Below are 24,361 nucleotides of genomic sequence, written 5' to 3'. Positions count from 1 at the left end.
GAGAGATAACATGGCTATCAAAAACGCAATATATGCCCAGTCTGGCGGAGTCACCGCCGTCATCAACGCCTCAGCCTGTGGCGTTATTCAGACAGCACGCCAACACCCCGATAAAATCGGAAAAGTCTTTGCAGCTCAAAACGGGATCATCGGAGCACTGGAAGAAAAACTCATAGACACCTCGCTGGAAAGCGACGCAGACATAGCAGCCCTGTTGCACACACCCTCTGGCGCCTTTGGTTCCTGTCGCTACAAACTCAAAGACAGCGGCCCGGAGTACGAGCGCTTACTGAAGGTTTTTCAGGCGCATGACATCGGTTATTTTTTCTACAATGGCGGTGGCGATTCCCAGGATACCGCTAACAAAATTGCCATTATGAGTCGGGAAATGAACTACCCGGTCACCTGCATCGGCATTCCAAAAACTGTCGATAACGACCTGCCATTTACTGACAATTGCCCAGGCTTTGGTTCTGTCGCCAAATACGTGGCGATCTCAACTCTGGAAGCTGGTTTTGATGTCGCGTCCATGGCCGCCTCCTCCACGAAGGTCTTTATTCTGGAAGTGATGGGACGACATGCGGGCTGGATTGCAGCAGCCGGTGGTCTGGCGGCACAACATGAAGGCGAGCCGCCTCATATTATCCTGTTTCCCGAAGTAAGCTTTGATGAACAACGGTTTCTGGCCAAGGTTGATGAATCGGTTAAGCAGCATGGCTATTGTGTTGTGGTCGTTTCCGAGGGTATTCGTAATCAGGAAGGCAAATTTTTAAGTGACGCCGGTTTGCGCGATGCCTTTGGTCATGCGCAGCTGGGTGGCGTTGCCCCGGTGATTGCTCAGCTGGTCAAAAGCAATCTGGGTTACAAATATCACTGGGCAGTAGCCGATTATCTCCAACGCGCCGCCCGACACATTGCGTCTCAGGTTGATTTGGATCATGCCTACGCTTTGGGCAAGGCTGCGGTGGAACTGGCGCTCAGTGGTCATAATGCCATTATGCCGATTATCAAACGCGAACAGGATGCCCCCTACCGCTGGCGCATTGATCACGTGGATTTGAAGGACGTAGCCAATCAGGAAAAAGGCATGCCGCCCGAGTTTATTCGCGCCGATGGTATGGGCATTACCGATGCCTGCCGCCGCTATCTGGCACCGCTCATTCAAGGCGAGGCCTACCCACCGTATCAAAATGGTCTCCCAAGGTATGTACGCCTGAAAAACACCCTGGTCCCGGCGAAATTATAAGCATCAACTCCCGGATTACGGCTGCGCCTAATCCGGGCTACAGTTCGTCAACAACCCAAAAAAAACCCGCGTAGCCCGGATTAGGCGCAGCCGTAATCCGGGACCCATCCCCCACAACGACACTCAAAATCTTCGTAAAAAAAAGCCACTCAATCGAGTGGCTTTCAGCTCCAGAGACCCTGTTACGGTCTGCAGGCAGCAGGACGATATTTGTTAAGTAAAGTACCACCTGCTTTACAATCCCAGGTAATATCGCCGTTAGCTGTCAGGGTTGGTGTCATTAAAAGCGTACCACCACCAGCAGCTGCTGTGTACGTGACTGTGATAACACCATTCGCACCAATCGCGATGGATGTAACATTGGATGTAGCGGCTGGTGTAACATAGCCGGTAGCAGCCTGAGTTGCAGGCAGGGCATTATTGGTCTGAGCCGTTTCTGCAACCGCCAGCTTAGCTGAGGATGCCATGGTCATGCCTTCCGAAACCCGCGCTCTGATGGTGTAATCCTGATAGGCAGGAATTGCAATAGCGGCCAAAATACCTACAATTGCAACCACAATCATCAGCTCAATCAACGTAAAACCCTTTTGTTTCATGTTGCTCTCCTTAGTTAATATAGTCTTGTTATTAATCACAGCAGTAACTTAGTCAGGATTCTTAATGGGAAAAGATTAACAACCCGGAAAAGCAACCATGTAACTTTTTTATCATAATTTGCTCTATTCAACAAGACCTTAGCACTTGTGTAACCCTTTGTTCATGCTGTCTGATATTCTCTGTAAAACCAGATTATTAAAAAATACAGTACAGACGGGCTACCTTTTAAGTATATACTCAGATCCCAAAAACATGTTCAGACTGGATAAAAAATGTTACGAAAACAACGCATGCATGAAACACTGACTCCGGCCTTAATGCCACAACTGCTCATTATAGAAGACGAATCGCACAGGCATCATGTACCCACTGGAGCTGAGAGCCACTTTAAGCTGACCGTGGTAAGCGAGCTGTTTGAACCCATGACGCGCATACAGCGTCATCGCCTGCTTAATTCGCTCCTGGCCGACGAGTTCGACAAAGGATTACATGCCTTGAGCATGCATTTGTTCAGCCCGGCAGAATGGCAGACGCAGGAAGAAAAAACGCCGCGCTCTCCAGCCTGCCGTGATGGATTTAATCAGGATCGCTCTGAAAAATAAAAGGCTTGCAATCGTTTATTTGAGCATGACTATTGCTCTATAATGATTTCTTTTTGCCATAAAATACAATGCGGAACGCCTAATACATGAAAGCCTGGTCCTCAGAAAAAATATCCGTTTTTGCGCTGGTGTTATTAATTACCGGAGCGATTGACAGCATTCGCAACCTGCCGGCAACAGCCTTGTTCGGTTCTTCTCTGATTTTCTTTTTTACCTTGTCGGCCATTGTATTCCTCATTCCCGTCGCGCTGGTTTCTGCGGAATTGTCCTCCACCTGGTCTGAGGAAGAAGGCGGGATCTACAGCTGGGTTAAACACGCATTTGGCGAAAATGTCGCCTTTTTCACCATCTGGCTGCAGTGGATTAACACCATGGTCTGGTACCCTACCATTCTGTCCTTTATTGCCGGCACGCTGGCGTATCTGATTAACCCGGAGCTGGCCCAGAATAAATACTATCTGATTGCGGTCATTTTAACTGTTTTCTGGTCACTGACGCTGCTGGGTCTCTCAGGGCTGCGCGCCTCGGCCGCCTTCGCCAGCATTTGTGCGATTGTCGGCATGATTCTGCCCATGGCACTGATTATTCTGCTGGCCGTGATATGGATTATTCAGGGCAACCCTATCGCCATTGATCTAAGCCTGAAAAATCTCATCCCGCACTGGCATGACAGCCAGTCCTGGGTCTCGCTGACGGCGATCATGACCTCTTTTCTTGGCATGGAGCTGGCTGCGGTTCATGTGCGTAACGTACGCGATCCGCAGCGAAACTTCCCCCGTGCCATGATGTTCTCTGTCATTCTGATTCTCAGCACCATGATTCTGGGCTCGCTGGCCATTGCCTTTGTTCTGCCGCAGGACCAGATTAATCTGGTTGACGGCGTCATGCAGGCTTTCAGTAATTTTTTCGCAGCCTATCATATGAGTGCGCTGATGCCAGTGGTGGTTATTCTGCTTTTACTCGGCAGCCTGGGCGGTATGGTCAACTGGATCATTTCACCGGCGAAAGGCTTACTGATGGCGGCAGATAATGGCTTTTTGCCGCACTGGCTTTATCGCCTGAACCGCCACGGAATTGCCTCGCGTATTCTGTTGCTGCAGGCCACCCTGGTCACGCTGCTGTGCAGCGGTTTCCTGCTTTTTCCAAGCGTTAATGCCATTTACTGGCTGTTCACAGACTTGAGCACTGAGCTGTACATCCTGATGTATGCCCTGATGTTTATTGCTGCCTGGCGCCTGAAAGGCAAATTCGCAACCCTGCCGCGCCCTTTCAGTATTCCCGGCGGCCGTGTTGGTTATTATCTCACCTGTGCTTTAGGCCTTATCGGTTGCAGCATCACGCTCGTGGTTGGTTTTATCCCGCCTGAGAATGCCGTAACCAGCGGTGGTGCCGGTCATTTTCGACTGGTATTCTCATTGGGTATTTTGCTTATGGTGCTGCCTTCGTTTTTATTGTACATTCGTAAGCAACGTTGCTCGCGTTGAGTTTTATCTCTGTGCCGGGCAAAAAATCCGGGCTGTCATTCCCGCGCAGGCGGGAATCTATCCAGGAGCTGGCCCCGTGCCTGATTTGACCAGGGATCTCCGCCTGCGCGGGGAGGACAAATGTGATGTGCGGAGGGCAAATAATATTAAAAACGTAACTACTCAGGTTGTGGATAAATTTGCTCTTTCATTCAACCTAATGAACCCACGTTATCCTGAACGTAGTGAAGGATCTCCTGATGTTGGCTCCATGCTAAACCATTTGAGATCCTTCGCTACGCTCTGGATGACGTACCTGGGTAGTTACTTAAAAACTAAAAATTGTCCAGTACAAAGCAGTTTTGTTAAATTATTATGCAGATTTAATATTCTCTTAAGAATAAAATGATATCTTCTTCTCTACCACGGTTTATTTGTAAGCAGGGTATCCAAATGACGATTGAAGAACGGAAAACGCAACTGCTCAGGATAATTGATGACGTTCAAAGCATAGACGGGCTACACTCGGAAGGATTGGAACGGAAACATGCAAGTATCAGTAACTACAAGGATGAACAGGACCTGGACGTACAGGAGCAATGCATCGCTATGTTCATCTATGACACTCTGAACGAAGAGGCAGCGCGAAGGAAGCTGACCTGGCATCCTGTCTCTTCTCAGGCAAAATCCTCCACGGATACAAGCACATTAGCCAGTAATCTCGAAGAAGATATTGCCCTTTTCAAGAAATTAATTTCACCAAAGGCTCCCAGCCCTTCAACGGAACGAAGACAAAATGGAAAAGCCAGACCGCCCCAGCCAAAGCTGGTCTCGATAGAGGAAGTGGCAGCACCCAGTCCATTGAGCGTATTTGATGATCTAAGCAAAATCAAAGCAGAGTATGCCAGGACATTCCTCGAACTGAGCAAAAGCACTGTTCGCTTATACCTTACTGAAGACCCTGAAATAATGGCCTTGCTCGAAACATTCCGAACAAAAGCAGCAGGCGCGACTGAAGTAATCAGTAATACTGACAAAATAATAGAAGACAGTAAGTATAGATTTGATACCAGACAACACACAATTACATCGAACATTGAAAAAGCCAATCTGGAATTGATGGCTATATATGAAATTTTTGAACCGCTTAAAAAACGTCTACAACAGCGTATAGAAGAGCTTGCACCGTTTGCCCACGAAGCGGCATCACCGGAACTTATTCAAAAGTTACGCAAAGAAAATATCAAGGTTCATGCGCTACTGAAAAAGAGCCTGCGACAGTTTCTTAATCAATTTATGGAACTGAGCTTTGGCGATAAAAGTGATACGGATACTCAGACCATTGTTAAAGAATTAACGACATTTATTGACTCCCTGGTGTCGAATATGAGCAAGGGCGATCTCATGCTGGATATAAGCCAGCTTGCAGAGTTCAAAAGCAGCCTTTACCATCACTTGAACGAAAAATCTGACCTGAGGGAAATATTTTCCAGTATGATTTGGGAGGATACATCACAGGCGGAGCCACTGACAGCAGAAAAAATTGAACAGATGCTCGCATCATTATTCACGACTGCCTCAGCTCAGGAATCCTCTGTGACACAGGAACATGAACCCACTGCAAAACAAAAATTTCTGGCCAAAATATCCAGTAGCACACCGCAGGATCTTCAAATTGCTCAGATCCGCGAGCAGCTCGCCAACGCCCGTCTGGTCACAGATAAAATCGAGCAATTCGCCATACAGGGAATAAAAAACTATTCGGTCAATCTTAAAAACCTGCCAGAATTTGATAAACGTGTTACAGAGGCTTACAACAGGCTCCACGAAGATACCGCCGGGCTTTTACATACACTTTCCCGTTTAAAAGTGCTGAACTTTGCGTGCATAGACCCATCAGACGAGGAAGAAAAAAAGCAATACGATAAGGCTATGCTGTACATAAGTACGCTGCAAAATCAGTTGCAAAAACTTGAGGAAGATAATACCAATTATCTTAAAGAGTCTAGTAAACTGAGCCTTATCCAACAGCCAATCGAACGACTAAATAAAATTATTGAGTTACAGAATGATCAATTATCGAAGCTGACTGCAAAACGCGGCGTACTTGGCCTTCTTGACGAGGAAATATCAAAATCCGGGGTAAAAAGCAAACTTGGCTTAATGTACAACAGACGCACGTCAGAGCTGTCAAGACAGCTGGAAAGGGAAATTAATAACTGCCAGCTTGCCCTAAACGCGACCACGTTTCTCAATGCAGAATCAACAGCCGAAATTTCGGCCTTGATCGCTGACTGTCAAAATCTGGCAACCACAATCAAGATGGCTAAAATTGCGACTGATACTCCTGAACGTGACCTGGATGCGTTAACCGTTATTCCTGAGCTGCAACGCCAATATTCAGAGGCGGTCAGTACCCTTGATGCTCGTTTTCAGACATGCAAAGAGGCATTATCGGCAAATTACAGCGCCATGCTGGCGAGCCTGTCTGCTCAATCAGGAGAGCCATTTACCGCTATAAACAATTTAAAACAAAATAATCCCATGATTGAAGCATTGACTGCTGCTACTGAAGAGGCAGAGGATGAGATGGAGAGCCTCACGGCTGAGATGCAACAGCTGACTCATTTACGGGGAGAGCAGCTGGCGGCCTGGAAAGCCTCAATGGATGCCGGGATTGCCCGCACCGAGACTGCAATTACCGAGCGAAATATTGTTCGGCAGCAGGCAAGAATCATTGAGGTTCGTTTCCACAATCCTTACTACCGAGTGAGTACAGAGATAATCATTCCAAGGCTGAGAGCTGAGCGCAATAACAACAGAAACAATCATGCTCTCTGTTCTGAATTAGATCAGATGATCACGGAGTTTTCTCGTTTGAACAGTCGCTATATCAACAGGGATCTAAACAAAATCGGTGATGGTAACGAAGAACAGAAGGGTGTGCTTTATAAAAACCTTCTGAGAGGAAAAATCAATAACAGGATTCTTCGTAACGAACGAAACGATCTGGAAATCTTTTCCAACGGCATAAACAGTCCCTTCAGTCAATGGATTCGCACGCACATCCTGAAACCGATTCTGGACTTATTGGGCAATCGGAATCGCCTCTTCACCCCAGGGGCCGCCCGACCCGAGAGGAACATGGCTCATCTGGGGAACAACACTTTGCAGTGGGTGGATGGAGATCAAAACGTGCTGGTTGAGACTTTGAACACCATGGCAGGGCGGCCAAGGTAACAGCGTGAGGGTGTTCTCCGCCCTTGCTGACGTACCGAGCAGGCGGCATTATGTAGGTTGGGCCTTGGCCCAACATGGAATTGGCTTCCAGGCTGATTGTTGGGCCAAGGCCCAACCTACGGCTTTATGTGCATTATTAAATCATTCGGCGCTCCAGGGCGCCATGTTCTCGTCCCGCTTAACACATCCCGCGCGCCCGGATCAAATCGTCTTCCGTGTTAATGTCCTGATACGGCATGGTACAGGCTACATCCACACGAATGCGCTGCCCCTCCCATAACAGCCTCAGCTGCTCCAGCGACTCGCAATGCTCCAGGGCCGGGGCTGGTGTACGTACATAATCCAGCAGCGCGCTGACCCGCCAGGCGTAGAGACCGATGTGACGGAAGGCCTGACGAATACTGCCGGGGTTATCCCGATTGGCCGGAATGGCACTGCGTGAAAAATACAGTGCGTTATTATTCTTGTCCCGCACTACTTTCACTACATTGGGATTGTGTAACTGCTCCTGACTTTCGATGGGCCAGCACAGACTGGCCACCGATACATCCGCGCTCGCCACAATCCGGGCAACCTGGCTTATCAGCACAGGCTGAATAAATGGTTCATCACCCTGAACATTAACGATGATGTCATCTGCCTCATACTCGCCGCTGGCCAGCACCTCAGCGAGCCGGTCTGTTCCACAATGATGTGCTGCCGATGTCATCACAACGCGGGCGCCAAAGCTCATGGCATGCTCAGCCAGTTCAGGATGATCCGTGGCTATCACAACCGATTTCGGTCTTGCCTCCACAGACTGCCGATAGACGCGCTCAATGACTGATTGCCCACCCAGATCCATCAACAGCTTGCCCGGCAGGCGCGTGGAGTGATAGCGGGCCGGTATCAGCACATGAAAATCCATTTTACAAAGCCTCCTTTTCTTCCAGCGAAATAAATCGAGCCTCCTGTTCCAGCATCACCGGAATGCCATCACGGACAGGAAAAGCCAGACGATCAAAACGACAGATCAACTCGTCATTTTTTAATAATAATTGCCCTTTGCACAAAGGGCAAACCAGTATTTCCAATAAACGCCTATCCACGATCATCTCCTTGTACAATATTGTTGCGCACATAAACAGGCAGAGCTTCAGACGCCTGAACAGCCTGTACATCACCAGCGACAACCAGCCTTATCATAGCCGCAGCATCCGGATACAAAGGATGCTCTGACTCAATTCTTGCCAAAAGTTCAGCCGGCAACTGCTCGCGGTATGCCTCAAAGCCACTACCCGCCAGAACCAGTTTCTGCTCACCTGGAACAGAAACAGCGCCCGCATCACTCACCTGCTCGCCCTCCTCGCCCAGACCATAACAGGCCCAGTAAAGCTGGTTCATCCGGGCATCAATAACAGACAGAACCGGTCGTGTTGCCAGATCCGGGCGCTGATGCCAGAGTTCACCAGCGATACTGGCCAGACTACTGACCGGATATACTGGTAAATCATGCGCATAAGCAAGCCCCTTCGCCACGCTGCAGGCAATACGCAAGCCAGTAAAGCTGCCGGGACCGCGACCAAATACCACGCCATCAAGCTGCGCCATGCGGATATCGGCATCCTGCAGCAGACGCTCTATCATAGGCAGGATAAGGCGGGCGTGCTGTCTCTGCGCAGGCTGTACATCGCGGCTGATAGCTCCTGAGCTCAGCAATGCTACCGATGCACACTCGGTTGACGCATCAATCGCCAGTAATTTCATTGTTCACCGTTCCTGAATCAAGTTCTTCTATAAATTGTAATACCAGACGCTCCTCACGCGTCTTTCGCAGAGGGGGCAGACTGGCAAACACATGCCAGCCGTAAGAGCGCCCGCTCAAACGTGGATCGGCAATCATCAGCACACCTCGGTCGCTGACATCCCGAATCAGGCGCCCTACTCCCTGTTTCAGGGCGAGCACCGCATTTGGCAAGGATAGCTCGTCAAAGGCTGACAGGCCTTTTGATTTCAAATAGGCCATTTTACCCTGCATCACCGGATCAACGGGGCTGGCAAAAGGCAGTTTATCTATGATGACACAGGACAGAGCCTCGCCTTTTACATCCACCCCTTCCCAGAAGGTAGCCGTGCCCAGCAACACCGCATTACCCAGCTCGCGAAAACGGGCCAGTAAAATCGGTTTGGCTTCTTCGCCCTGAATCAGCAGCGGGTAGTGTAAAGTATTGGCCAGCAGTTGAGCAACCTGTTTCAAGGCACGATGACTCGTAAACAAAAAGAAACAACGGCCGCGACAGGCGTTGATCACAGGCAGGGCTTTTTCCAGCAGGCGCTCGTAATACTGGCTGTCTTTGGGATCAGGCAGCCCACGCGGTAAATACAATAAGGCCTGCTGCTGGTAATCAAAAGGGCTTGGCAGCAGCAGTGTGTCCGCTTTATCCAGTCCAAGCGGTTTGGTAAAGCAGTCAAAAGACGAAGCCATGGTCAGGGTGGCCGAGGTAAAAATATACGCACAGGACTGCCGTTCAAGCAGTTGGCGAAATTCCCCCGAAATATCGTAGGGAGTGGCATGAAAAATCAAGGACTGTTTGAACCGCTCCAGCCAGCGAATGACGGGTTTTTCACTTTGCACAAAGCTTAAGGCCAACTCTCTGAACTCTGTCAGACGCCTGGCGCAACGGGCAAGTCCGGCGTGCTCCTCGCTTACGCCGTCGTTCACGCAGGCAAGAAAGGCATCAACTAAGTCAATAAGCGCCTGCCAGCGCTCCTTAAATCCTGGTTTACGGACAACCTGCTCCCAGGAAAGCCTCTCCTCGCGCGCAGGTAAAAGCAGCAGCAGGTGATCGATGGCGGCATCCAGATCAAAACTGAGTTTTTTCAGCGGCTGGTTTGCCAGATCGAGAGCGGGCCATTCCTTCATCAGATCATCGACCAGATCGCGGCACTGACGTGTTCCCAGACGTTCTCCATGAAAATTAACCGCAATTTCAGCCAGCTGGTGCGCCTCGTCAAACACCACCACGTCCACCCCGGGCAATAACTCACCAAAGCCCTCTTCTTTTAGACGTGAATCAGCAAAAAACAAATGATGATTAATCACCACCAGATCAGCTTCCAGCGCACGTTTGCGTGCCTTGACGAGAAAGCAGTCCTGATAAAACTCACACTCACCGCCGAGGCAGTTATCCACGGTTGATGTTACGTACGGCCAGGCCTGAGAATCTTCGGTAATTTCCGGAAGCTCCGAACGCTCGCCTTCTTTCAGCTGTGGCAGTTTTTCATGGACATGCAGAATATCATGAGCGCAGGCCGGGCTGACAAAACGCCCCTCCTCCGTATGCAGCTGCACTCGATGACGGCAGATATAATTAGCGCGTCCTTTCAGATTCTGCACACGAACAGACAAACCCAGTGCTCGAACAAGCATGGGTAAATCTTTATGGAACAGCTGATCCTGCAGGGTTTTGGTTGCTGTAGATATCAAGGCTTTTTTACCACTTAGCAGGCAGGGTATCAGGTAGGCAAAGGTTTTGCCCGTGCCGGTTCCCGCTTCGGCAACCAGACTGGATTTTGCAATAATCGCTTTGCTGATGGCCGTGCTAAGGGTAATTTGTTGAGGGCGTGCCACGAATCCTGGTATTGCTGTTGACAGACGGCCATTTTTGCTCAGAACCCGCTGACAGTTGGCCACGGCGTCATCAGCAACGCTGCTTACTTCGTCCACTCTTTTTGCAGATGTGCCAGCTTACCCGGTACACCTTCCCAGGATTTAGCATCATCAGGACCATCTTTTTTGGACGTTATGTTAGGCCATTTTTTTGACAGTTCGGCATTCAATTCCTGAAACACCTTTTGGTCACCGGTCAAATCATCTTCAGATACGATGGCATTAACCGGGCATTCGGGCTCGCATAAGGCACAATCGATGCATTCATCTGGATGAATGACCAGAAAATTAGGCCCCTCATAAAAACAATCAACTGGACACACTTCCACGCAATCAGTGTATTTGCATTTAATACAGTTTTCGGTAACCACGAAGGTCATGACAACCCCTTAACAACATAATGAACAAAATAATATTGCCCGTTTCTCCCGGTCAGTAATCCGAACCGGGAAGAACGAGCAATGGAAAAAATATACTCTGCCAAAGGCAGGCTGAATCTTAGCCTCTGGTGAATGCTGATCCGCCTGGTCCTGCAGTTGTACCGCCGCCAAAAATAGTTTGACCCGCCATGCCCATGACAGATGGCATAAACAGCAGCGCAGCACCCACCAGCAACAGGGCAATTGGTGTTCCAATAGTAACTTGGGTTGGATTATCCTTATGCTGCTTGAACTTCATGATGGCGCCCACCATAAAGGCCAGACCACCCACATAGCAGCCCCCTGTAATCAAAAGAGCCAGCGGCTCCATCGATTGGCTGATGAGGGATGCCGCTGAACCGAGTGACACATCCGCTGAAGCCATGCCGGATGCTGCCGAAAGGCCTGTGGTCAGCAATGCCTGCTTGATTCTGAGCTTTCGTTTTAAACTGTTTAACATGGTATTTTCCTTATACTTAATTAATTAGATGACGATGTTCGAAAACTGGCCAGCCCTGAACAAGGCAGGCCCGATCATCAAGAGTAAATTGAACCACTTGGTCCAGCCGTAGTGCCTCCACCGAAGATAGTCTCTCCAGCCATACCCATGACAGACGGCATAAACAGTAAACCGGCACCCACCAGTAACAGTGCGATTGGTGTACCAATCGTCACCTGGGTTGGATTATCCTTATGCTGCTTGAACTTCATGATGGCCCCCACCATAAAGGCCAGACCACCCACATAGCATCCACCGGTTATCAGCTTGGACATTGGCAGGAAAGAGCCTCTAATCAGGTTAGCAGAATCTCCGAGTGAACCTGTGCCGGCAGCAAACAGGTTCTCAGCAGTGAACATGAAACTAATGGCGATAAGTGATATTTTATTCGATATCGATTTGAGCCATGATACTTTCACTACTCTCTCCTTGTTATTATTCCGTATCTGTACAAGACATTATCTATAATTTTTTGTTCAAGTACAATGCTCTATCACCTTTCGCCAGGAACACGAGTGGCCTTTATCAGCACAGACGGCACGCGCACGAATCACTGCGCACGTCGGACAGGCAGGCAATCCACTGTCCTGACACAAAACCCGCTGTCAAAATCTGTTTTACTCCATAGCCGAAGGCAGCACCTTGACATTAGGATCTTTCGAATAGGCGCTAAGAATTTCATTAACCAGTTGCTCAATAGCGCTGCGCTTGTCATCCTCCTCAATTAAGCCCTCCTGGGCCCTCATCGTAGCGAGGCGATCTTCAATCACCTTGGCTACGGATCCGCCAGGATATAAGTTTGCCAATACCCGTCTCGCCTCTGCAGGTCCAAGATGACGATAAAGATGATTACGTACGGCGGCGTCTTCTGCCGTGGTACTGAACGCCCATAATTCAATCGGGCCCAGGGTCAGGGTCAGCAGTTGTACGTTGATACCACTTTTGGTGGCATACTGAACAAGAAAGGTCGAGCCACCCTGGCGCGGTCCATGAACGCGCGTTCGCAGGGCTGTTCGTGCCGTGTTGGACAAACCGAATATCTGACAGGTTTTTTCAACGGTCTGAGCCGGGCCGGCGTCCATAATGTAAATAGCCGTAGCAAAGTCAATCATGATGGAGTCAAAGTCTTCCACGGATTGGGACAGCAGAGAAATCTGAACCTTCCATTTACGCCCTTCGCGCATATCAATAATAACCTGTTCACGCACGGCCGCTGATTTTGAGGTACGGTGAAACTCGTCATAAACGATACGTTTCGGATCTTCCCTGATTTCCATAATACGCGCCAGGTGATAATCCTTATACTGCTCAGGAATACCGACAACACTCTCTTCCGTTAAATAATAGTGGCGGGCCAAAACATAACGCGCCAGCATATACATCACCGATGTCTGCCTGTCCGCCGCATCTCCGCCGCTTTTTGCAACTTCATCAAGGTCAAGCGACACAACACGCGCATCGCCAATATCAAAACTGGTGACTCGCGACAGAATCGGGTATTCACGTACGGCACCAGATATCATCCGGGAAAACGAATTAATCAGTGATTCGCCAGTAGGCGTTGTAATTTTTTCATACAAATCTTCAATGGACGGCGTGCGGCATATTGATGCGGAGTCTGCCAGTAAGGGCATTGCATAACGCTGGGCAAGCAGGGCTTCATGAGCAAACCCGGCCGAGAACAAGGCATCTGTCACTTCCCACCAGGTGGATTTAGAATCTCTGACGAAGCCAATTTCTTCCAGGATGGTGTCGATAAACTCTTCAACGCCTGGTGCATAAGGCGTGGGATTGTATTCATCGGCCATGGATTTATACAGCTCGTCCACAACCATCCCGGCCAAATCAGCCATCCCGTCATAGGCTCGAGCCGCACCTAAAGGTGTGGTCAGGAGGGTCAGGAAGTTAACGAGGAACGCTCGCTCGGAGGCATTGGGATAACGGCATCCCAATTGCGTGTCAAAGGGATTAATAGAATATTCAGGCAGCATGCGCAGGCGATGGTAGGCTACCAGATGCCGCATGGAAACCGGCAGAGCTTCTTTCAGAAGAGAAATAAGGCCGCTGCTGGATGGTCCGATATCGATAATGGCTATGCGTGGCAGACGAGTGATACCAGCCGACAGGCATAAAGCCAGATTCTGAGCATTGGATAGTACCGATTTACCGGAACCTGGGCGGGCGTAAATCAAATCAATCCAGGTAGTCTGCTGGCTCGAGCCAGGCTGAAAAGGCCATGGCTTACCGTCTGGGGTGCGGAATAACAAGGCTCCCGATGTCCAGGGTGATGCAGGCCTTGTTATAGGCAGCATGGTAATGACGCTTGATAAGGGAGCAACGGTCGGAACCGCCGGGCTGTCCACAGTCGTGGCCAGCATGGTAGCCACAAAGCCGGCGAAAGGATCACCGCAAATCTCGGACACATCCATGGATCCCCAGCCCTGCAGCGCCTTGACCAGCTCAGAACTGCGACGGCGCAACACCGGCAACTGCCCTTCCGGTGCCCAGGTTGTAGCCACGACACGTAAACGAACAATGGCATCATCGCTGTTTAACTGCAGGTATTTCAGTAAATTGACCGAATCGCTGATCAGTCGATTCTGAGCGGAGGAAAAGCTTAGAATCGCCGCCATCATCCCTTTGAATCGGATGGTGCTAAGACCCTCGCTTTCAATCAAAAAAGATATGCGCCAGGGTACATGGGCCGGCAGAATACGGGCAAAAAGCACCATAAACGAACGAATATCCTTAGGAAACAGATCAATATAAGCAGAGGAGTAGATTTTATCGCCAACCTGAATCGTGCGCAGATCAAGCTGCTCCGCATCACGGGGTATGACCTGCTTCGCCAGAGAAGGCCATAGCAAATCAGACGCATCGCCTTCAAAGTCATTCACTTCGCGCGGATAAATTTTATCGCCGGGCAGGCTGGCACGCCAATCGTCTCCGGTATAGTCGGGATCCGCAGTCATTCGGATGGCGTGCAGCGCCTCATGAGACGTCAATAAATGGGCCTGGATATTCAAGGTTTCGAAGTCATTAAGAACCGAGCGCACATAAGCATCATGGGTATCGCGCAATTCAGGAATGGCGGCGTAAACGGTCTGAGAATTTTTAAACGGAGGTGCCTTCAGATCCTTAATCATTTTAAGTTTGGCTTTGTTCGCCGCCTTCAGCTGATCCGTGGGCAGATTAAAGGGACGGGTGAACAGGACAAAATACACAGCCTCTTCGGAACAGTAGCTGGCAAGGTAGTCTACGCGCTCGTTGAACAAATCATCGAGTTTCAATTCCAGCCGCTTTTCCGTTGCTTCCGCACCCTGATAGATATCGCGTATGATTTTTTTTATGTTTTGTTTGTCATGATTAAACAAAACCTGAAGAGCATGGCCGGGCCTGCTCATGGCTCCCTGGAAGGCATTGCTCAGGCCCTCAATCAGCACTTTAAATTCGTCGGCCCCCATCATGGTGGTCACACCTTCGATTTTCAGCACCGAGAGCAGGGAGCCATCGTGGTAGACGAGAACATTCGGGCTGTCTGCCGTCTCCAGCATGCAGTAAGACTCTGTTGTCTGCTTCAGTGATGTGCTGAGCCAGGCAAAAAACGTATCAACACCCTCAAAAAAAGAATCCGACCATTTACCCATTCTGTTTACCTGCTTCCCTGGTTATTTTCAGCGATTTCTTCCAGCGCACTGGCTGCCCATCGCTCAATTTGTTTACGGAACCTGGCTCTGGAAGGCAACAGTCTAATGTTGGTGAAGAGTTTTTTTGTGTCTTCCGGTGAGGTTCCTGAATCAATGATTAGCTGACCAAAAATGGCGGGATCACTGGTTCCTTCGCCAAATTTATTCTCAACAGCCTGTGAGCGGGCCTTGAAGCTGCGATAGATGGTCTGGGCGCTGCTTTTGTAACCCGTGTCATTCGTAATGGCACAGAATAAAACATGGCACAGGCTGTTTAACTCAGCCTGCGTTAATTCAGGCAGATAAATCAGTGTTCCCCCGCCATAGCCCCCCACTCCAACCGACTCAATGAAAAAACACTGAGCACAGAAACAGCAGGCGGTAGCAAGGTTAGACAGACGATTGTTCGTGTAGTTGCCATCAAGGTTAACAACATCCTGAAACAGCCGGGCCTGAAATCCACAGAACTGGCAGGTATAGGCATCGCGTTGCAGTACTTTGGCTTCAAAGGCCTTGAAGCGCTCATCAGCCTTTCTCGCCGAATAGAGTCTCCAGGCACTTGGGCTGGCGGTTAGTTCCAGTTGTTTGCGTTCCAGATCAGCCATAGTTTATTGTTTCACTCACATTATCAATTGCTGCGAACAAGCCGATTGGGATTCAATCCATGGCATTTCAACCACTCAGCATCCATGCCGGATCGAGACACAGAGTTTACCTGGAGAACGCTGAGCCGCCAGGACCTGCTGTCTTAGCACTGCTGCCAAATATTGTTTGTCCGGCCATACCCATCACAGACGGCATAAATAAGAGACCTGCGCCAACCAACAGTAAGGCAATGGGCGTACCGATAGTGATTTGAGTTGGATTGTCTTTATGCTGCTTGAACTTCATAATGGCGCCCACCATAAAAGCCAGGCCACCGACGTAGCATCCGCCTGTAATCAGCAGGGCCAGAGGCTCAAATGATTTAGTAATGGATGTGGCAACGTTGCCCAGCGTATAATTACCGCCTGCAGCGACTGGGAATGAGCTCACCCAAAGGGCTAACATCATCAGCTTATTCTTGTTAACTATTGATCTGAAACGATGTAATTTCACGTGATGCTCCTAACTTAACCTGGACCGTATAATGTATTATCTATAATTTGCAATGTAAGCACAATATTCATGGCAACGATGCCACCAAAAATATGAACCAGCCCCTTGCCTACTCCGCCTGGCTGCTGTCCCTGTGACGCTGAGCGGGCAATTAATATCCAGCCACGGACGAAGGCAACAAGACCAATTGTCTGAATAACGATCGACAGAGAATGACCAACCGTGCTATCCGGTCCAAACAAGGTCTGTATGGCAGGATTTCTCGAATCGCTGCTGGCATATTCTAAGATATTCGACGATCCAAATGCGGTCATCAGCACGGTTGAAACAGCCGTGGGTAAGTAAAGCAACACGCTTGCTACCAGAAAATAGACCAAGGGTTCCTTCATGGAATGGCTGCCGCCAGACATCATGGATCTTGATTCGCCCAGGGCTTTTAACGCCAGGACCGCTTTAATGAAAAAACCAAGCCCTAAAATATAGGCAGCCCCTGATATCAGTTTTTGAACCGGGATCAGGCTGGTAGCAATATTTTTCAACGGCTCAAAATTTGCAATCTGGTCGTACCAGGCAGACATATTATCCTCAGCTATCCTGTTGACTGAACCGTATAACCTGGCCTGTGCTCATCACGACACGTCCCTGGTTAGGATCAATCAGTCTCACCGTACCAAGTCCGGGAATAATGGTACCCTCTCTTACGGTTAGTGTAGACCCATTTTGAGCAATAAGCCAAGCTCTTCCGGGTATGATTGCCTGAATGGAATACTGAACGCGGGGAGCATACACACGTCGTTTGACCACGGGTGCGGGTTTTGGTTTGTTTTGTCGGGCAATCAGGCTGGACAACTCACCTGACTGCTGCTCAATTCGTCCAGACAAAGTCAACAGACTTTGATTTAAGGCAGCCAGTTTACTATTTAATGAGCTGATGTTTTCGTTAATAGAGTTGAGCTGGCTGTTCATGCCATTAAGATCGGCACGCAGACTTTGCTGACTGGTTTCCAGATCAGACAGTTTTTGTGTGACATTACTGAGATCAGCTGATGGCGCCTGGGGCAAGGGGGTAACGTCTGGCACGATGGGAGCGGTCTGGGCAACCGGTGGCGTCTGCTGTCTTGATTTTACAGCCTCTACGTCTTTATGAAACAGAGAGCCGAGAAACTTATACAGCACCATTAATACAACAACAATGGCTACAACGATGAGCGCATTGCGAATAATGTCTTTTTTGGGTTCCTGCCCCAGGGAAACCCCAGGCTTTTCTGGTGAACCGAAACCCGACTCTTCGTTTTCCATGTCGACACCCATGGTGTCTAAATCGGCAAACTGGTACTCGTCATCATTCTCAATTTTATCTGTCATGTTCTGTCCAGGTTCATGTTAAAGGGAGGCTAAATCCTGTGTAAACAGGACGCCGATGCCCGTACCGGAATAAACTTCCACGGTAGTGGGTGTATTAAATTGCTGCTGGGCTACCTGTCCCCAGGCCTTACCGACAGTTGCAAGTCCTATCACCGCATTTTCGAGAGCGGACTGACCTGCCCCGCCGCCCGTAATGGTCGTGGTGTTGTTGCCGCTGCCTGAGCCGCCAATCGTGATGGTGGTATTGGCTGACTGGAAGGCGTTACCAAATCCCTCAAGAAACGATGAGGCAAACAACGATCCGTACCTGAGTAAATAATGATGGTTGGTGTTGCTGGATAAAGCCGTTCTTGCGGTATTGGCATCAATGGCGAAAGCGCTGATCGATACGGAACTTTTCGCACCGGGTACCGAGAGCGTGTTAAAACTGATGATCATTTTGCTGGCGTTAGACGGCAGATTAAAGCTGCCTATCAGTTTCGCTCCCTTCAATCGACCAGATACAATGGTTGCCAGAATGGGGCTGGGTTCATCACTGTTAACTGAGGTGTCAATCACCGCGAACAGGACATCACCCGTTTTAATGATAGCCTTCTGCTCGGGGGCATTAACGGGATTAACTGCATTGGGGTTGGCAGCAGCACCAGGATTACCGGCGCTTATTGCCGCAGCGGCTGCCCCCGCCTTGCTGTCATCCGTACTGCCTGCAACATAGGTCTGTGTTGAAACATTTCGCCATACCTGCAGGGACTGATTGGCGCCAGCCAGCATTTGTGATGATCGCTGTTGGATTTTCTGCTGGAATTTCTGATCAGCAAGCTGGGCATTTTGCCTGTCCAGTACCGCCTGCAGCTGTTTGGCACTGTTCGCTTCCGCGCCTGACTGGCTGCCCTGAAAACCGGGAACAGGGGGCAGCGTGGTTGGATTCGGCGGCTGGATTCCAAAAGGACTGAGACCTGCAACCTGCGAACTGTCAATGCCAGCGCTATTGAGCTCAGCCTTGCTGTAACCTGCGCCCGCTATCTGAGCCGGAGAAAATCCAGCACTCTGCAGGTTGCTGGCGCTGTACCCACCAGCGCGCAGTTCGGCAGCAGAGAAGCCCGCTTTTTTCAGGTCTTCTGCAGAAAATCCTGCTGCTTTCAGATCACCGGCAGAAAATCCGGCATTTTTTAGCTCATCGGCTGTATAGCCAGCTGCCTTGAGCTGACTGGCGCTATAACCAGCAGCCTTCAGATCAGCAGCGCTGAACCCGGCGTCTTTCATTTGTGCCGCTGTAAAACCTGCATCTTTCAGGTCTTGTGCAGAAAACCCGGCGGCACGAAGTTCTTTGGCAGAAAAGCCAGCCGCCTTCAAATCACTGGCACTAAAGCCGGCTGCTCTCAATTCAGCTGCCGTAAATCCAGCGGCCTTCAATTCAGCGGCCGTATATCCGGCAGCCTTTAATGCATCGGCACCACAACCCAGTGTCTGTCTTATGGTACTTGCTGATATGCCTGCGGCACGAGCCGCCGTTAAGCTTGCCACACTGCAATCTGCCTTGCGCCCGTCTGCTATCAGTGCAGCAGGACCACTCCCGGCGGCACTGATTTGCTCCGGCGTGAATCCAGCAGCCAGAAGCTGCTGGGGCGTATAGCCGGCATCAGCCAGAGATTTTGCATTAAATCCTGCGGCCTTTAACTGCGCGGCACTGCAGCCATTGCTGTTGCGTATGGTAGTGGCAGAAACGCCCGCATTGAGCAGAGCCCGTAATTTGGTCGGATCACAACCGGCTGCCTTGATGCTGGCAGCTGTCGGCTCCAGCGCGGTTGAGCCGGCACCACGTATCTCGTCGGGAGTAAAGCCTGCTGCGGCCAGATCCTGTGGCGAAAATCCTGCGGCCTGGAGTGCCTGGGCATCAAAACCAGCCGCTTTAAGCTGGCTGGCGGTGCAGCCATTGCTCGCGCGTATCTTTCCTGCCGAAACACCTGCCTGTAACAGCGCCTGTAACTTAGCCGGATCGCAGCCAGCTGCTTTTATCGCCGCGTCAGACTGACTTTCAGCAGCCTTTATTTCTGCGGGGCTAAAGCCTGCTGCAGCCAGATCCTGAGGCGTAAATCCCGCATTTAAGAGATTTTTCGCGCTGAATCCCGCTGCTTTTAACTGTGCCGCATTACAGCCATTCAGATCATGAATGCGTTTCGCCGACACACCTGTGTCCATCAGCGTCTTCAATTTGGCCGGATCACAGCCCGCCGCCTTGATAGCATCATCAGACTGCTGCATGCCTGCCTTTATCTGCTCAGGTGTAAAACCCGCCGCGGCCATGTCCGCGGCGGAAAATCCGGCATCACTCAGTGCCTTGGCATCAAAACCGCCGGCTTTCAGCTGGCTGGCTGAGCAGCCACTGTCATCGTGTATCTGGCTGGCAGATTCACCCGCGGCTTTACGGGCACTTATTTTTGCCGGATCACAATCCGATGCGACTCCCGTTGCAAGCCCGGGAGCCGTTGTCCCCGTTGAGGCGCCCGCGATCTGCTGAGGAGTAAAACCGGCATTACTTAAATCTTCGTTGGTAAAACCAGCTGCTTTCAGTGCCTGTGCGCTGCATCCTGCGTTTTGTCGAATCAGCTTTGCACTGACTCCTGCCAGGCGCTCGTTTTTCAGAGCATCGACATCACAGCCAGATTTTTTAATGTCGTCGGCCGATACGCCGGGAGGCAGTTCATTTTCAGCAGCGGCAACGTCAGAAGGAGAATAACCAGCAGCTTCCAGTTCATTGGGCATAAAACCGGCATTTAACAGATCACGCGCCGTGAATCCGGCCTGTTTCAGCTGAGCGGCAGTGAAACCGGCCTTGCGTAAATCGGCTGCGGTAAACCCGGCGTTTTTTAAATCAGTGGCCGTGTATCCAGCCGCTTTTAATTGTTGGATACTGCAGCCACTGATTCGACGAATAGCAGACGCAGTGACGCCAGAGGCGCGCAATTTAGCCAGTTGGGTGGCATCACAGCCGGCACTGCGTACCATGGCGGCGCTGATGTTATCCGGTAACCCGCTGGCTTTGGCAATTTCGGCATCCGAAAATCCGGCGCCTTTTAACTCATCATCACTGAAACCACCGTCTTTCATTTCCTGAGCGGTAAACCCGGCATTGCGCAATTCGCAGGCATCAAAACCACAGGCACGAAGACGCCCGGCGGAATAGCCAGCCTCTTTAAGCTGGCGGGCATTGTATCCGGCTGCCTTCAGCTCCTTACAGGAACAGACTGGTTCGAGCTGTGCCAAAGGATAACCGCTGTCTTTTAACTGTATGCAGGAGCAGGCGCTTTTCAGATCAGATAACTGAGCACCCTGATTAACCACATCGTTAATAGCGGCTTTGCTGCAGCTGCCGTTTTGCAGTTCCTGAATCCAGGCAGTCTGCTGTACACCGCTGTCATCTTCACGTGCCAGTGCTGAAAAACCAAGACCGCCACTTCCACCCTGCGCGCCAACCGAATTGACACCGTCCCCCAGTTTTTGTGACTGGACAATCGTTGGAATGGCACTGGCGCCGGTGTTCAAGGCTTTTCTGGCCTGAGTTACGTTTTGCGCCTGTTGCAGCTTCACATACTGGACGGTAGGATCCAGTGCGCCTGGGATAGATTGAATCCCCGGCGTAAAGGGCACGGTGGACGGCAGAGCCGTCAGTGCGCTGGATTTATGAAACTTTACAAAACCCACCACCACGGCGACGATCAGAACCATTAATGTAAACAGAATAATAATTCGTGAACGGGTGTTGGTGAACAAGGATTTGAGATTCTCTTTTGTTCCTGCCATTTGATTATAACCCTTCTACCTTGAGCTGCATGACTTTACCATGCCAGGAAACCAGCAAGACTGGCGATTTTTGCATTTCATACGCATGTGTTCCATCCGCGCTGGTCATACTGCCAATCCAGCCCGGAGATAACACGGTAAGATTCGTTCTCACGTACATCAGATCGTTAAGCAGCCAGGCACGGGCATCCCCGCCACTGACGGTTAAACGCTGGCTGCCTGCTGGAGGAACACCGTCAAGCACGTGGAGCAGAATATCACTTGCACTGGGTGGTACGCCCTCTTCGGTTGGGGCCGCGGCCGCATTGGGTCCGTAACCCTGTACACGCAGATCAACACGGTAATCTACGGCTTTTTGTCCTGGGATGAGGGTAAGCATGACCGGGGTGTTCAGACCCTTCAGCCTGACAGCCAGATTGCCGTAATTGTAGAGCTTGACGGCCTGAATCATCAGCGTATTGCCGGTTTTATCCCACTGGATATTGAAAGAGGCCGGATCACCAAGATCGTAGGCGTGAATGGGCCAGGGAGCACCTGTGCTGTCGAGGAAGACCAGAGAGGATACAAAACCCTGTGAAAGTCGAATAACAGGCGGCGTGGAACCCGGTGATAAATTAACAAACTGAGAGGTTGCCGTTGGTTTGGGTGGCACACCGGCTGTGGCGGCCTGAGCAAACTCAGAGGTATGATAAATCTGTTTTAAACGGATAATCTGTTCGGGCGTGAGAGGAAATAACTGTTTGGCTACACCCGCGAAGGCCTGATCCTCAATCAGCTCAGCATCCGTTTTTACGTGCACAGGTGGCGCATCAGGTACGCCATCGTTGGCTACCGCAGCAGGCGCTGGGTTCGCTGGCGCTGTCTGCGCAACACTGGCGGCAAGAAGGGGTTGCCCGGGCGGCCTGGGCCTATCGTTTTTTGTGCTTTCCGCGCCACCGGGATCCTGCTGTTTTGCAAGACGCTGCTGCAGCATGTGCAGCTGCTGCAGGGCCTGCTGAGCTGAGTCAGTTTGATTACCACCCGGTGCCGAAGCGTACAGCGACGCACTGAGTACGCTAAGCAGACTGATGGATACTGATTTTTTCCACCGGGGATCAGGCTTCAATCTCTTCATTACTGGTTGACCTCTGAGGTTGCTGGTCCAACAACGAATTGTGAAATTCCAATACCTCTTGGTGTATTGAGTGTTGATACCCGGGTAACCAACATGGTTACCACGTTATTTTGCTGTGAAAACTCGCTGGCAGACTGATAGGTAACCAGCAGCGGCATTTGAATGCGCCAGGAATACTGACCGTTCAAAATCCCTTTTTGCAGAATGATAGGTGCACGAGTGGCGACCGCGGACACGATCAGTTTTTTGGCTTTAACGGCGTCAAGGTTATTGGATTGCTGTAATGCCGTCAGGAACTGTGTCCAGCCATCTGCCGTGAAAAATCCGGAGGAGGCCTGTAACTCGCTGCGGTAATTAACAAAGTTATAGGTGAAGGCGGCAATCGCGGCCTGATTTGCCCATTGCAATACAGCGGAGTCCGACTGGTTTGGCTCGTTAAGCGGGAAGAGCGGCGTAATTCGCCCGTTGATGCTGGTGGCAAAATATTTAGGCGTGGGCGGATGGGTAATGTCGTAAAACAACATGGTTGCCATAATGGCGTTCACGGCCAGAGAAGTCAGCAGGGCAGCAATCAGTTTGCGTTGTCCATCTCGATAAAATCTGTTTCTCAGCATTACGGCAGCAAGCGCATCTTCAGCCATATTAACCTCGTTTATTCTGGTATCAGTTTAGTATCCGTTTCCGTCATGGGATCCGGAGGCAATAATGCTTCTGATGATTCATTCGGGCGTTCCATGGCATTAAGCATGATGGGCGCCGTCACACCATCTGTCGCGTAGTAGGTGCGTACTGGTTTATGCAGCTGACTGTATATCACTGCAAAACACAATACTATATTTAACAAAATTGAGTAAACAAGCCAGGACGATAATTTTCTGTAAACCCGTACATAGAAAAATCTGGCTTGCTTTATTCTACCCCACTTTCCTCTGCTCATCAGAACCTCGTTACGAACTCTCCGGCTTTAATTCAGTACAGCATCTCTGAATGTAATTTCAATTCTTGAACTGGGTGCCTTGTCTCCACGTTCAGTAACCGCGGTGACTGGCTTGTCGCTGCCGGCTCCGTCTGTGAAGATAAACCGGCTGTCTATGCCCTGTGACCAGAGATAATCACCCACAGCCCTTGCTCTGGCCGACGTTAAGGCCTGTTCTCTAGCCACCGACCGGTATGGACTGCTGTAGCTGGTGACTGTAACCGAAATTTTCCTGAATTGCTTCAAAAATGCTACCACCTGATTCAGGCAGCTGTAACCCTTCCAGGTAATCCGGGGTGACTCATCGGGAAACAAAGCCTGTGAAGGCAGGCTCACAAGGTAATCCTGACCAATCGTTACGATGTTGATGGTATTGGTTCGGTTAAACTGTCTGATCATCGCTGCCACTTTGGGGTCGGATGCTCCGGCTACGTTGCGTGGCAGACGAAAACTTTCTTCCTCTAAGGGTAAGGGAGCCTGTTTATGGCAAGCGGTCAGAGCAGGAAAAACCAATAACATGGTCAGCCATATTGAAGCGCTTGAGAGGCTGGGCAGCCGATGCATCACAGTATACCCTCATGATTGTCAGACAATGGATTGATTATT

At 50.3% G+C, this 24,361-nt stretch carries 22 protein-coding genes; 4 read left to right on the top strand and 18 right to left on the bottom strand.

From position 1 onward, the window contains the following. Nucleotides 1-10 precede the first annotated feature (10 nt). Nucleotides 11-1,246, top strand: coding sequence for a 6-phosphofructokinase (locus ACQUTA_RS11385; protein ID WP_444988382.1), 1,236 nt, complete (start codon nucleotides 11-13; stop codon nucleotides 1,244-1,246). A gap of 182 nt (nucleotides 1,247-1,428) precedes the next feature. On the opposite strand, the gene ACQUTA_RS11380 is transcribed toward ACQUTA_RS11385, so the two are convergent. After that, nucleotides 1,429-1,842: a pilin gene (locus ACQUTA_RS11380; protein WP_444988373.1), complete on the bottom strand. Its 414-nt coding sequence runs from the start codon at nucleotides 1,840-1,842 to the stop codon at nucleotides 1,429-1,431. Nucleotides 1,843-2,115: 273 nt separating this feature from the next. On the opposite strand from ACQUTA_RS11380, the gene ACQUTA_RS11375 reads away from it, so the two are divergent. The 3 genes from ACQUTA_RS11375 to ACQUTA_RS11365 all read left to right on the top strand — a co-directional run bounded on the left by ACQUTA_RS11375 (nucleotide 2,116) and on the right by ACQUTA_RS11365 (nucleotide 7,148). Continuing rightward, the gene (locus ACQUTA_RS11375) at nucleotides 2,116-2,445 is read left to right on the top strand and encodes a BolA family protein (protein ID WP_444988372.1); all 330 of its coding nucleotides are present in this window, start codon (nucleotides 2,116-2,118) and stop codon (nucleotides 2,443-2,445) included. 86 nt (nucleotides 2,446-2,531) lie between these two features. Then, nucleotides 2,532-3,929 carry an amino acid permease gene (locus tag ACQUTA_RS11370; RefSeq protein WP_444988371.1) on the top strand — a complete coding sequence of 466 codons (1,398 nt, stop codon included), beginning with the start codon at nucleotides 2,532-2,534 and terminating at the stop codon, nucleotides 3,927-3,929. Between the two features lie 432 nt (nucleotides 3,930-4,361). Beyond that, the gene (locus ACQUTA_RS11365; protein ID WP_444988370.1) at nucleotides 4,362-7,148 is read left to right on the top strand and encodes a hypothetical protein; all 2,787 of its coding nucleotides are present in this window, start codon (nucleotides 4,362-4,364) and stop codon (nucleotides 7,146-7,148) included. A 178-nt stretch (nucleotides 7,149-7,326) separates the two neighbouring features. Here the strand turns inward: ACQUTA_RS11365 and kdsB are convergent, their stop codons facing one another. From kdsB to ACQUTA_RS11280, 17 genes are all read right to left on the bottom strand, one after another. Next, nucleotides 7,327-8,055, bottom strand: coding sequence for a 3-deoxy-manno-octulosonate cytidylyltransferase (gene kdsB, locus ACQUTA_RS11360; protein ID WP_444988369.1), 729 nt, complete (start codon nucleotides 8,053-8,055; stop codon nucleotides 7,327-7,329). A gap of 1 nt (nucleotide 8,056) precedes the next feature. Next, on the bottom strand, nucleotides 8,057-8,236 hold the full coding sequence (locus ACQUTA_RS11355; protein ID WP_444988368.1) for a Trm112 family protein: 180 nt from the start codon (nucleotides 8,234-8,236) through the stop codon (nucleotides 8,057-8,059). Next, nucleotides 8,229-8,894 carry a tRNA (adenosine(37)-N6)-threonylcarbamoyltransferase complex dimerization subunit type 1 TsaB gene (gene tsaB / locus ACQUTA_RS11350; protein WP_444988367.1) on the bottom strand — a complete coding sequence of 222 codons (666 nt, stop codon included), beginning with the start codon at nucleotides 8,892-8,894 and terminating at the stop codon, nucleotides 8,229-8,231. Before tsaB ends, ACQUTA_RS11355 begins: the two co-directional genes overlap by 8 nt. Next, nucleotides 8,875-10,854: a DNA repair helicase YoaA gene (yoaA, locus tag ACQUTA_RS11345; protein WP_444988366.1), complete on the bottom strand. Its 1,980-nt coding sequence runs from the start codon at nucleotides 10,852-10,854 to the stop codon at nucleotides 8,875-8,877. The genes tsaB and yoaA overlap by 20 nt, the downstream gene beginning before the upstream one ends. Continuing rightward, the gene (fdxA, locus tag ACQUTA_RS11340) at nucleotides 10,842-11,177 is read right to left on the bottom strand and encodes a ferredoxin FdxA (RefSeq protein ID WP_444988365.1); all 336 of its coding nucleotides are present in this window, start codon (nucleotides 11,175-11,177) and stop codon (nucleotides 10,842-10,844) included. The genes yoaA and fdxA overlap by 13 nt, the downstream gene beginning before the upstream one ends. A gap of 118 nt (nucleotides 11,178-11,295) precedes the next feature. After that, entirely contained in the window at nucleotides 11,296-11,676 is a 381-nt protein-coding gene (locus ACQUTA_RS11335; protein ID WP_444988364.1) for a type IV secretion protein IcmD, read from the bottom strand. A 77-nt stretch (nucleotides 11,677-11,753) separates the two neighbouring features. Continuing rightward, a complete protein-coding gene (locus tag ACQUTA_RS11330; RefSeq protein WP_444988381.1) occupies nucleotides 11,754-12,074 on the bottom strand; it encodes a type IV secretion protein IcmD in 321 nt (106 codons plus the stop codon). 258 nt (nucleotides 12,075-12,332) lie between these two features. After that, complete coding sequence (locus tag ACQUTA_RS11325; protein WP_444988363.1) at nucleotides 12,333-15,362, bottom strand: putative type IV secretion/conjugal transfer ATPase; 3,030 nt, start codon at nucleotides 15,360-15,362, stop codon at nucleotides 12,333-12,335. A gap of 5 nt (nucleotides 15,363-15,367) precedes the next feature. Next, nucleotides 15,368-16,006 (bottom strand): type IVB secretion system protein IcmJDotN, encoded by a 639-nt coding sequence (icmJ, locus tag ACQUTA_RS11320; protein ID WP_444988362.1) that lies wholly within the window; start codon nucleotides 16,004-16,006, stop codon nucleotides 15,368-15,370. 106 nt (nucleotides 16,007-16,112) lie between these two features. Next, nucleotides 16,113-16,454, bottom strand: a complete 342-nt coding sequence (locus ACQUTA_RS11315; protein ID WP_444988361.1) for a type IV secretion protein IcmD — start codon at nucleotides 16,452-16,454, stop codon at nucleotides 16,113-16,115. A 59-nt stretch (nucleotides 16,455-16,513) separates the two neighbouring features. After that, a complete protein-coding gene (locus ACQUTA_RS11310; protein ID WP_444988360.1) occupies nucleotides 16,514-17,077 on the bottom strand; it encodes a type IV secretion protein IcmC in 564 nt (187 codons plus the stop codon). A gap of 7 nt (nucleotides 17,078-17,084) precedes the next feature. Beyond that, nucleotides 17,085-17,864 carry a type IVB secretion system protein IcmG/DotF gene (gene icmG, locus ACQUTA_RS11305; RefSeq protein WP_444988359.1) on the bottom strand — a complete coding sequence of 260 codons (780 nt, stop codon included), beginning with the start codon at nucleotides 17,862-17,864 and terminating at the stop codon, nucleotides 17,085-17,087. An 18-nt stretch (nucleotides 17,865-17,882) separates the two neighbouring features. Further along, nucleotides 17,883-21,665 carry a type IVB secretion system protein DotG/IcmE gene (gene dotG, locus ACQUTA_RS11300; protein ID WP_444988358.1) on the bottom strand — a complete coding sequence of 1,261 codons (3,783 nt, stop codon included), beginning with the start codon at nucleotides 21,663-21,665 and terminating at the stop codon, nucleotides 17,883-17,885. A 4-nt stretch (nucleotides 21,666-21,669) separates the two neighbouring features. After that, a complete protein-coding gene (locus tag ACQUTA_RS11295; protein WP_444988357.1) occupies nucleotides 21,670-22,779 on the bottom strand; it encodes a DotH/IcmK family type IV secretion protein in 1,110 nt (369 codons plus the stop codon). Then, the gene (locus tag ACQUTA_RS11290) at nucleotides 22,779-23,420 is read right to left on the bottom strand and encodes a type IVB secretion system apparatus protein IcmL/DotI (RefSeq protein ID WP_444988356.1); all 642 of its coding nucleotides are present in this window, start codon (nucleotides 23,418-23,420) and stop codon (nucleotides 22,779-22,781) included. Before ACQUTA_RS11290 ends, ACQUTA_RS11295 begins: the two co-directional genes overlap by 1 nt. 11 nt (nucleotides 23,421-23,431) lie before the next feature. Further along, nucleotides 23,432-23,716, bottom strand: a complete 285-nt coding sequence (icmM, locus tag ACQUTA_RS11285) for a type IVB secretion system protein IcmM/DotJ (RefSeq protein ID WP_444988355.1) — start codon at nucleotides 23,714-23,716, stop codon at nucleotides 23,432-23,434. Nucleotides 23,717-23,743: 27 nt separating this feature from the next. Beyond that, nucleotides 23,744-24,319: an OmpA family protein gene (locus ACQUTA_RS11280; RefSeq protein WP_444988380.1), complete on the bottom strand. Its 576-nt coding sequence runs from the start codon at nucleotides 24,317-24,319 to the stop codon at nucleotides 23,744-23,746. Nucleotides 24,320-24,361: the final 42 nt, after the last annotated feature.

Source organism: Legionella navarrensis (genome assembly GCF_052527415.1).
This window is presented reverse-complemented; position numbering and strand designations above follow the sequence as displayed.

Bases quoted from the DNA above. Each gene is read 5' to 3' on its own strand.
- ACQUTA_RS11385 (WP_444988382.1), top strand. From the start codon at position 11: ATGGCTATCAAAAACGCAATATATGCCCAGTCTGGCGGAGTCACCGCC.
- ACQUTA_RS11380 (WP_444988373.1), bottom strand. From the start codon at position 1,842: ATGAAACAAAAGGGTTTTACGTTGATTGAGCTGATGATTGTGGTTGCA.
- ACQUTA_RS11375 (WP_444988372.1), top strand. From the start codon at position 2,116: ATGTTACGAAAACAACGCATGCATGAAACACTGACTCCGGCCTTAATG.
- ACQUTA_RS11370 (WP_444988371.1), top strand. From the start codon at position 2,532: ATGAAAGCCTGGTCCTCAGAAAAAATATCCGTTTTTGCGCTGGTGTTA.
- ACQUTA_RS11365 (WP_444988370.1), top strand. From the start codon at position 4,362: ATGACGATTGAAGAACGGAAAACGCAACTGCTCAGGATAATTGATGAC.
- kdsB (WP_444988369.1), bottom strand. From the start codon at position 8,055: ATGGATTTTCATGTGCTGATACCGGCCCGCTATCACTCCACGCGCCTG.
- tsaB (WP_444988367.1), bottom strand. From the start codon at position 8,894: ATGAAATTACTGGCGATTGATGCGTCAACCGAGTGTGCATCGGTAGCA.
- fdxA (WP_444988365.1), bottom strand. From the start codon at position 11,177: ATGACCTTCGTGGTTACCGAAAACTGTATTAAATGCAAATACACTGAT.
- ACQUTA_RS11335 (WP_444988364.1), bottom strand. From the start codon at position 11,676: ATGTTAAACAGTTTAAAACGAAAGCTCAGAATCAAGCAGGCATTGCTG.
- ACQUTA_RS11330 (WP_444988381.1), bottom strand. From the start codon at position 12,074: ATGTTCACTGCTGAGAACCTGTTTGCTGCCGGCACAGGTTCACTCGGA.
- ACQUTA_RS11325 (WP_444988363.1), bottom strand. From the start codon at position 15,362: ATGGGTAAATGGTCGGATTCTTTTTTTGAGGGTGTTGATACGTTTTTT.
- icmJ (WP_444988362.1), bottom strand. From the start codon at position 16,006: ATGGCTGATCTGGAACGCAAACAACTGGAACTAACCGCCAGCCCAAGT.
- ACQUTA_RS11315 (WP_444988361.1), bottom strand. From the start codon at position 16,454: ATGATGTTAGCCCTTTGGGTGAGCTCATTCCCAGTCGCTGCAGGCGGT.
- ACQUTA_RS11310 (WP_444988360.1), bottom strand. From the start codon at position 17,077: ATGTCTGCCTGGTACGACCAGATTGCAAATTTTGAGCCGTTGAAAAAT.
- icmG (WP_444988359.1), bottom strand. From the start codon at position 17,864: ATGACAGATAAAATTGAGAATGATGACGAGTACCAGTTTGCCGATTTA.
- dotG (WP_444988358.1), bottom strand. From the start codon at position 21,665: ATGGCAGGAACAAAAGAGAATCTCAAATCCTTGTTCACCAACACCCGT.
- ACQUTA_RS11295 (WP_444988357.1), bottom strand. From the start codon at position 22,779: ATGAAGAGATTGAAGCCTGATCCCCGGTGGAAAAAATCAGTATCCATC.
- ACQUTA_RS11290 (WP_444988356.1), bottom strand. From the start codon at position 23,420: ATGGCTGAAGATGCGCTTGCTGCCGTAATGCTGAGAAACAGATTTTAT.
- icmM (WP_444988355.1), bottom strand. From the start codon at position 23,716: ATGAGCAGAGGAAAGTGGGGTAGAATAAAGCAAGCCAGATTTTTCTAT.
- ACQUTA_RS11280 (WP_444988380.1), bottom strand. From the start codon at position 24,319: ATGCATCGGCTGCCCAGCCTCTCAAGCGCTTCAATATGGCTGACCATG.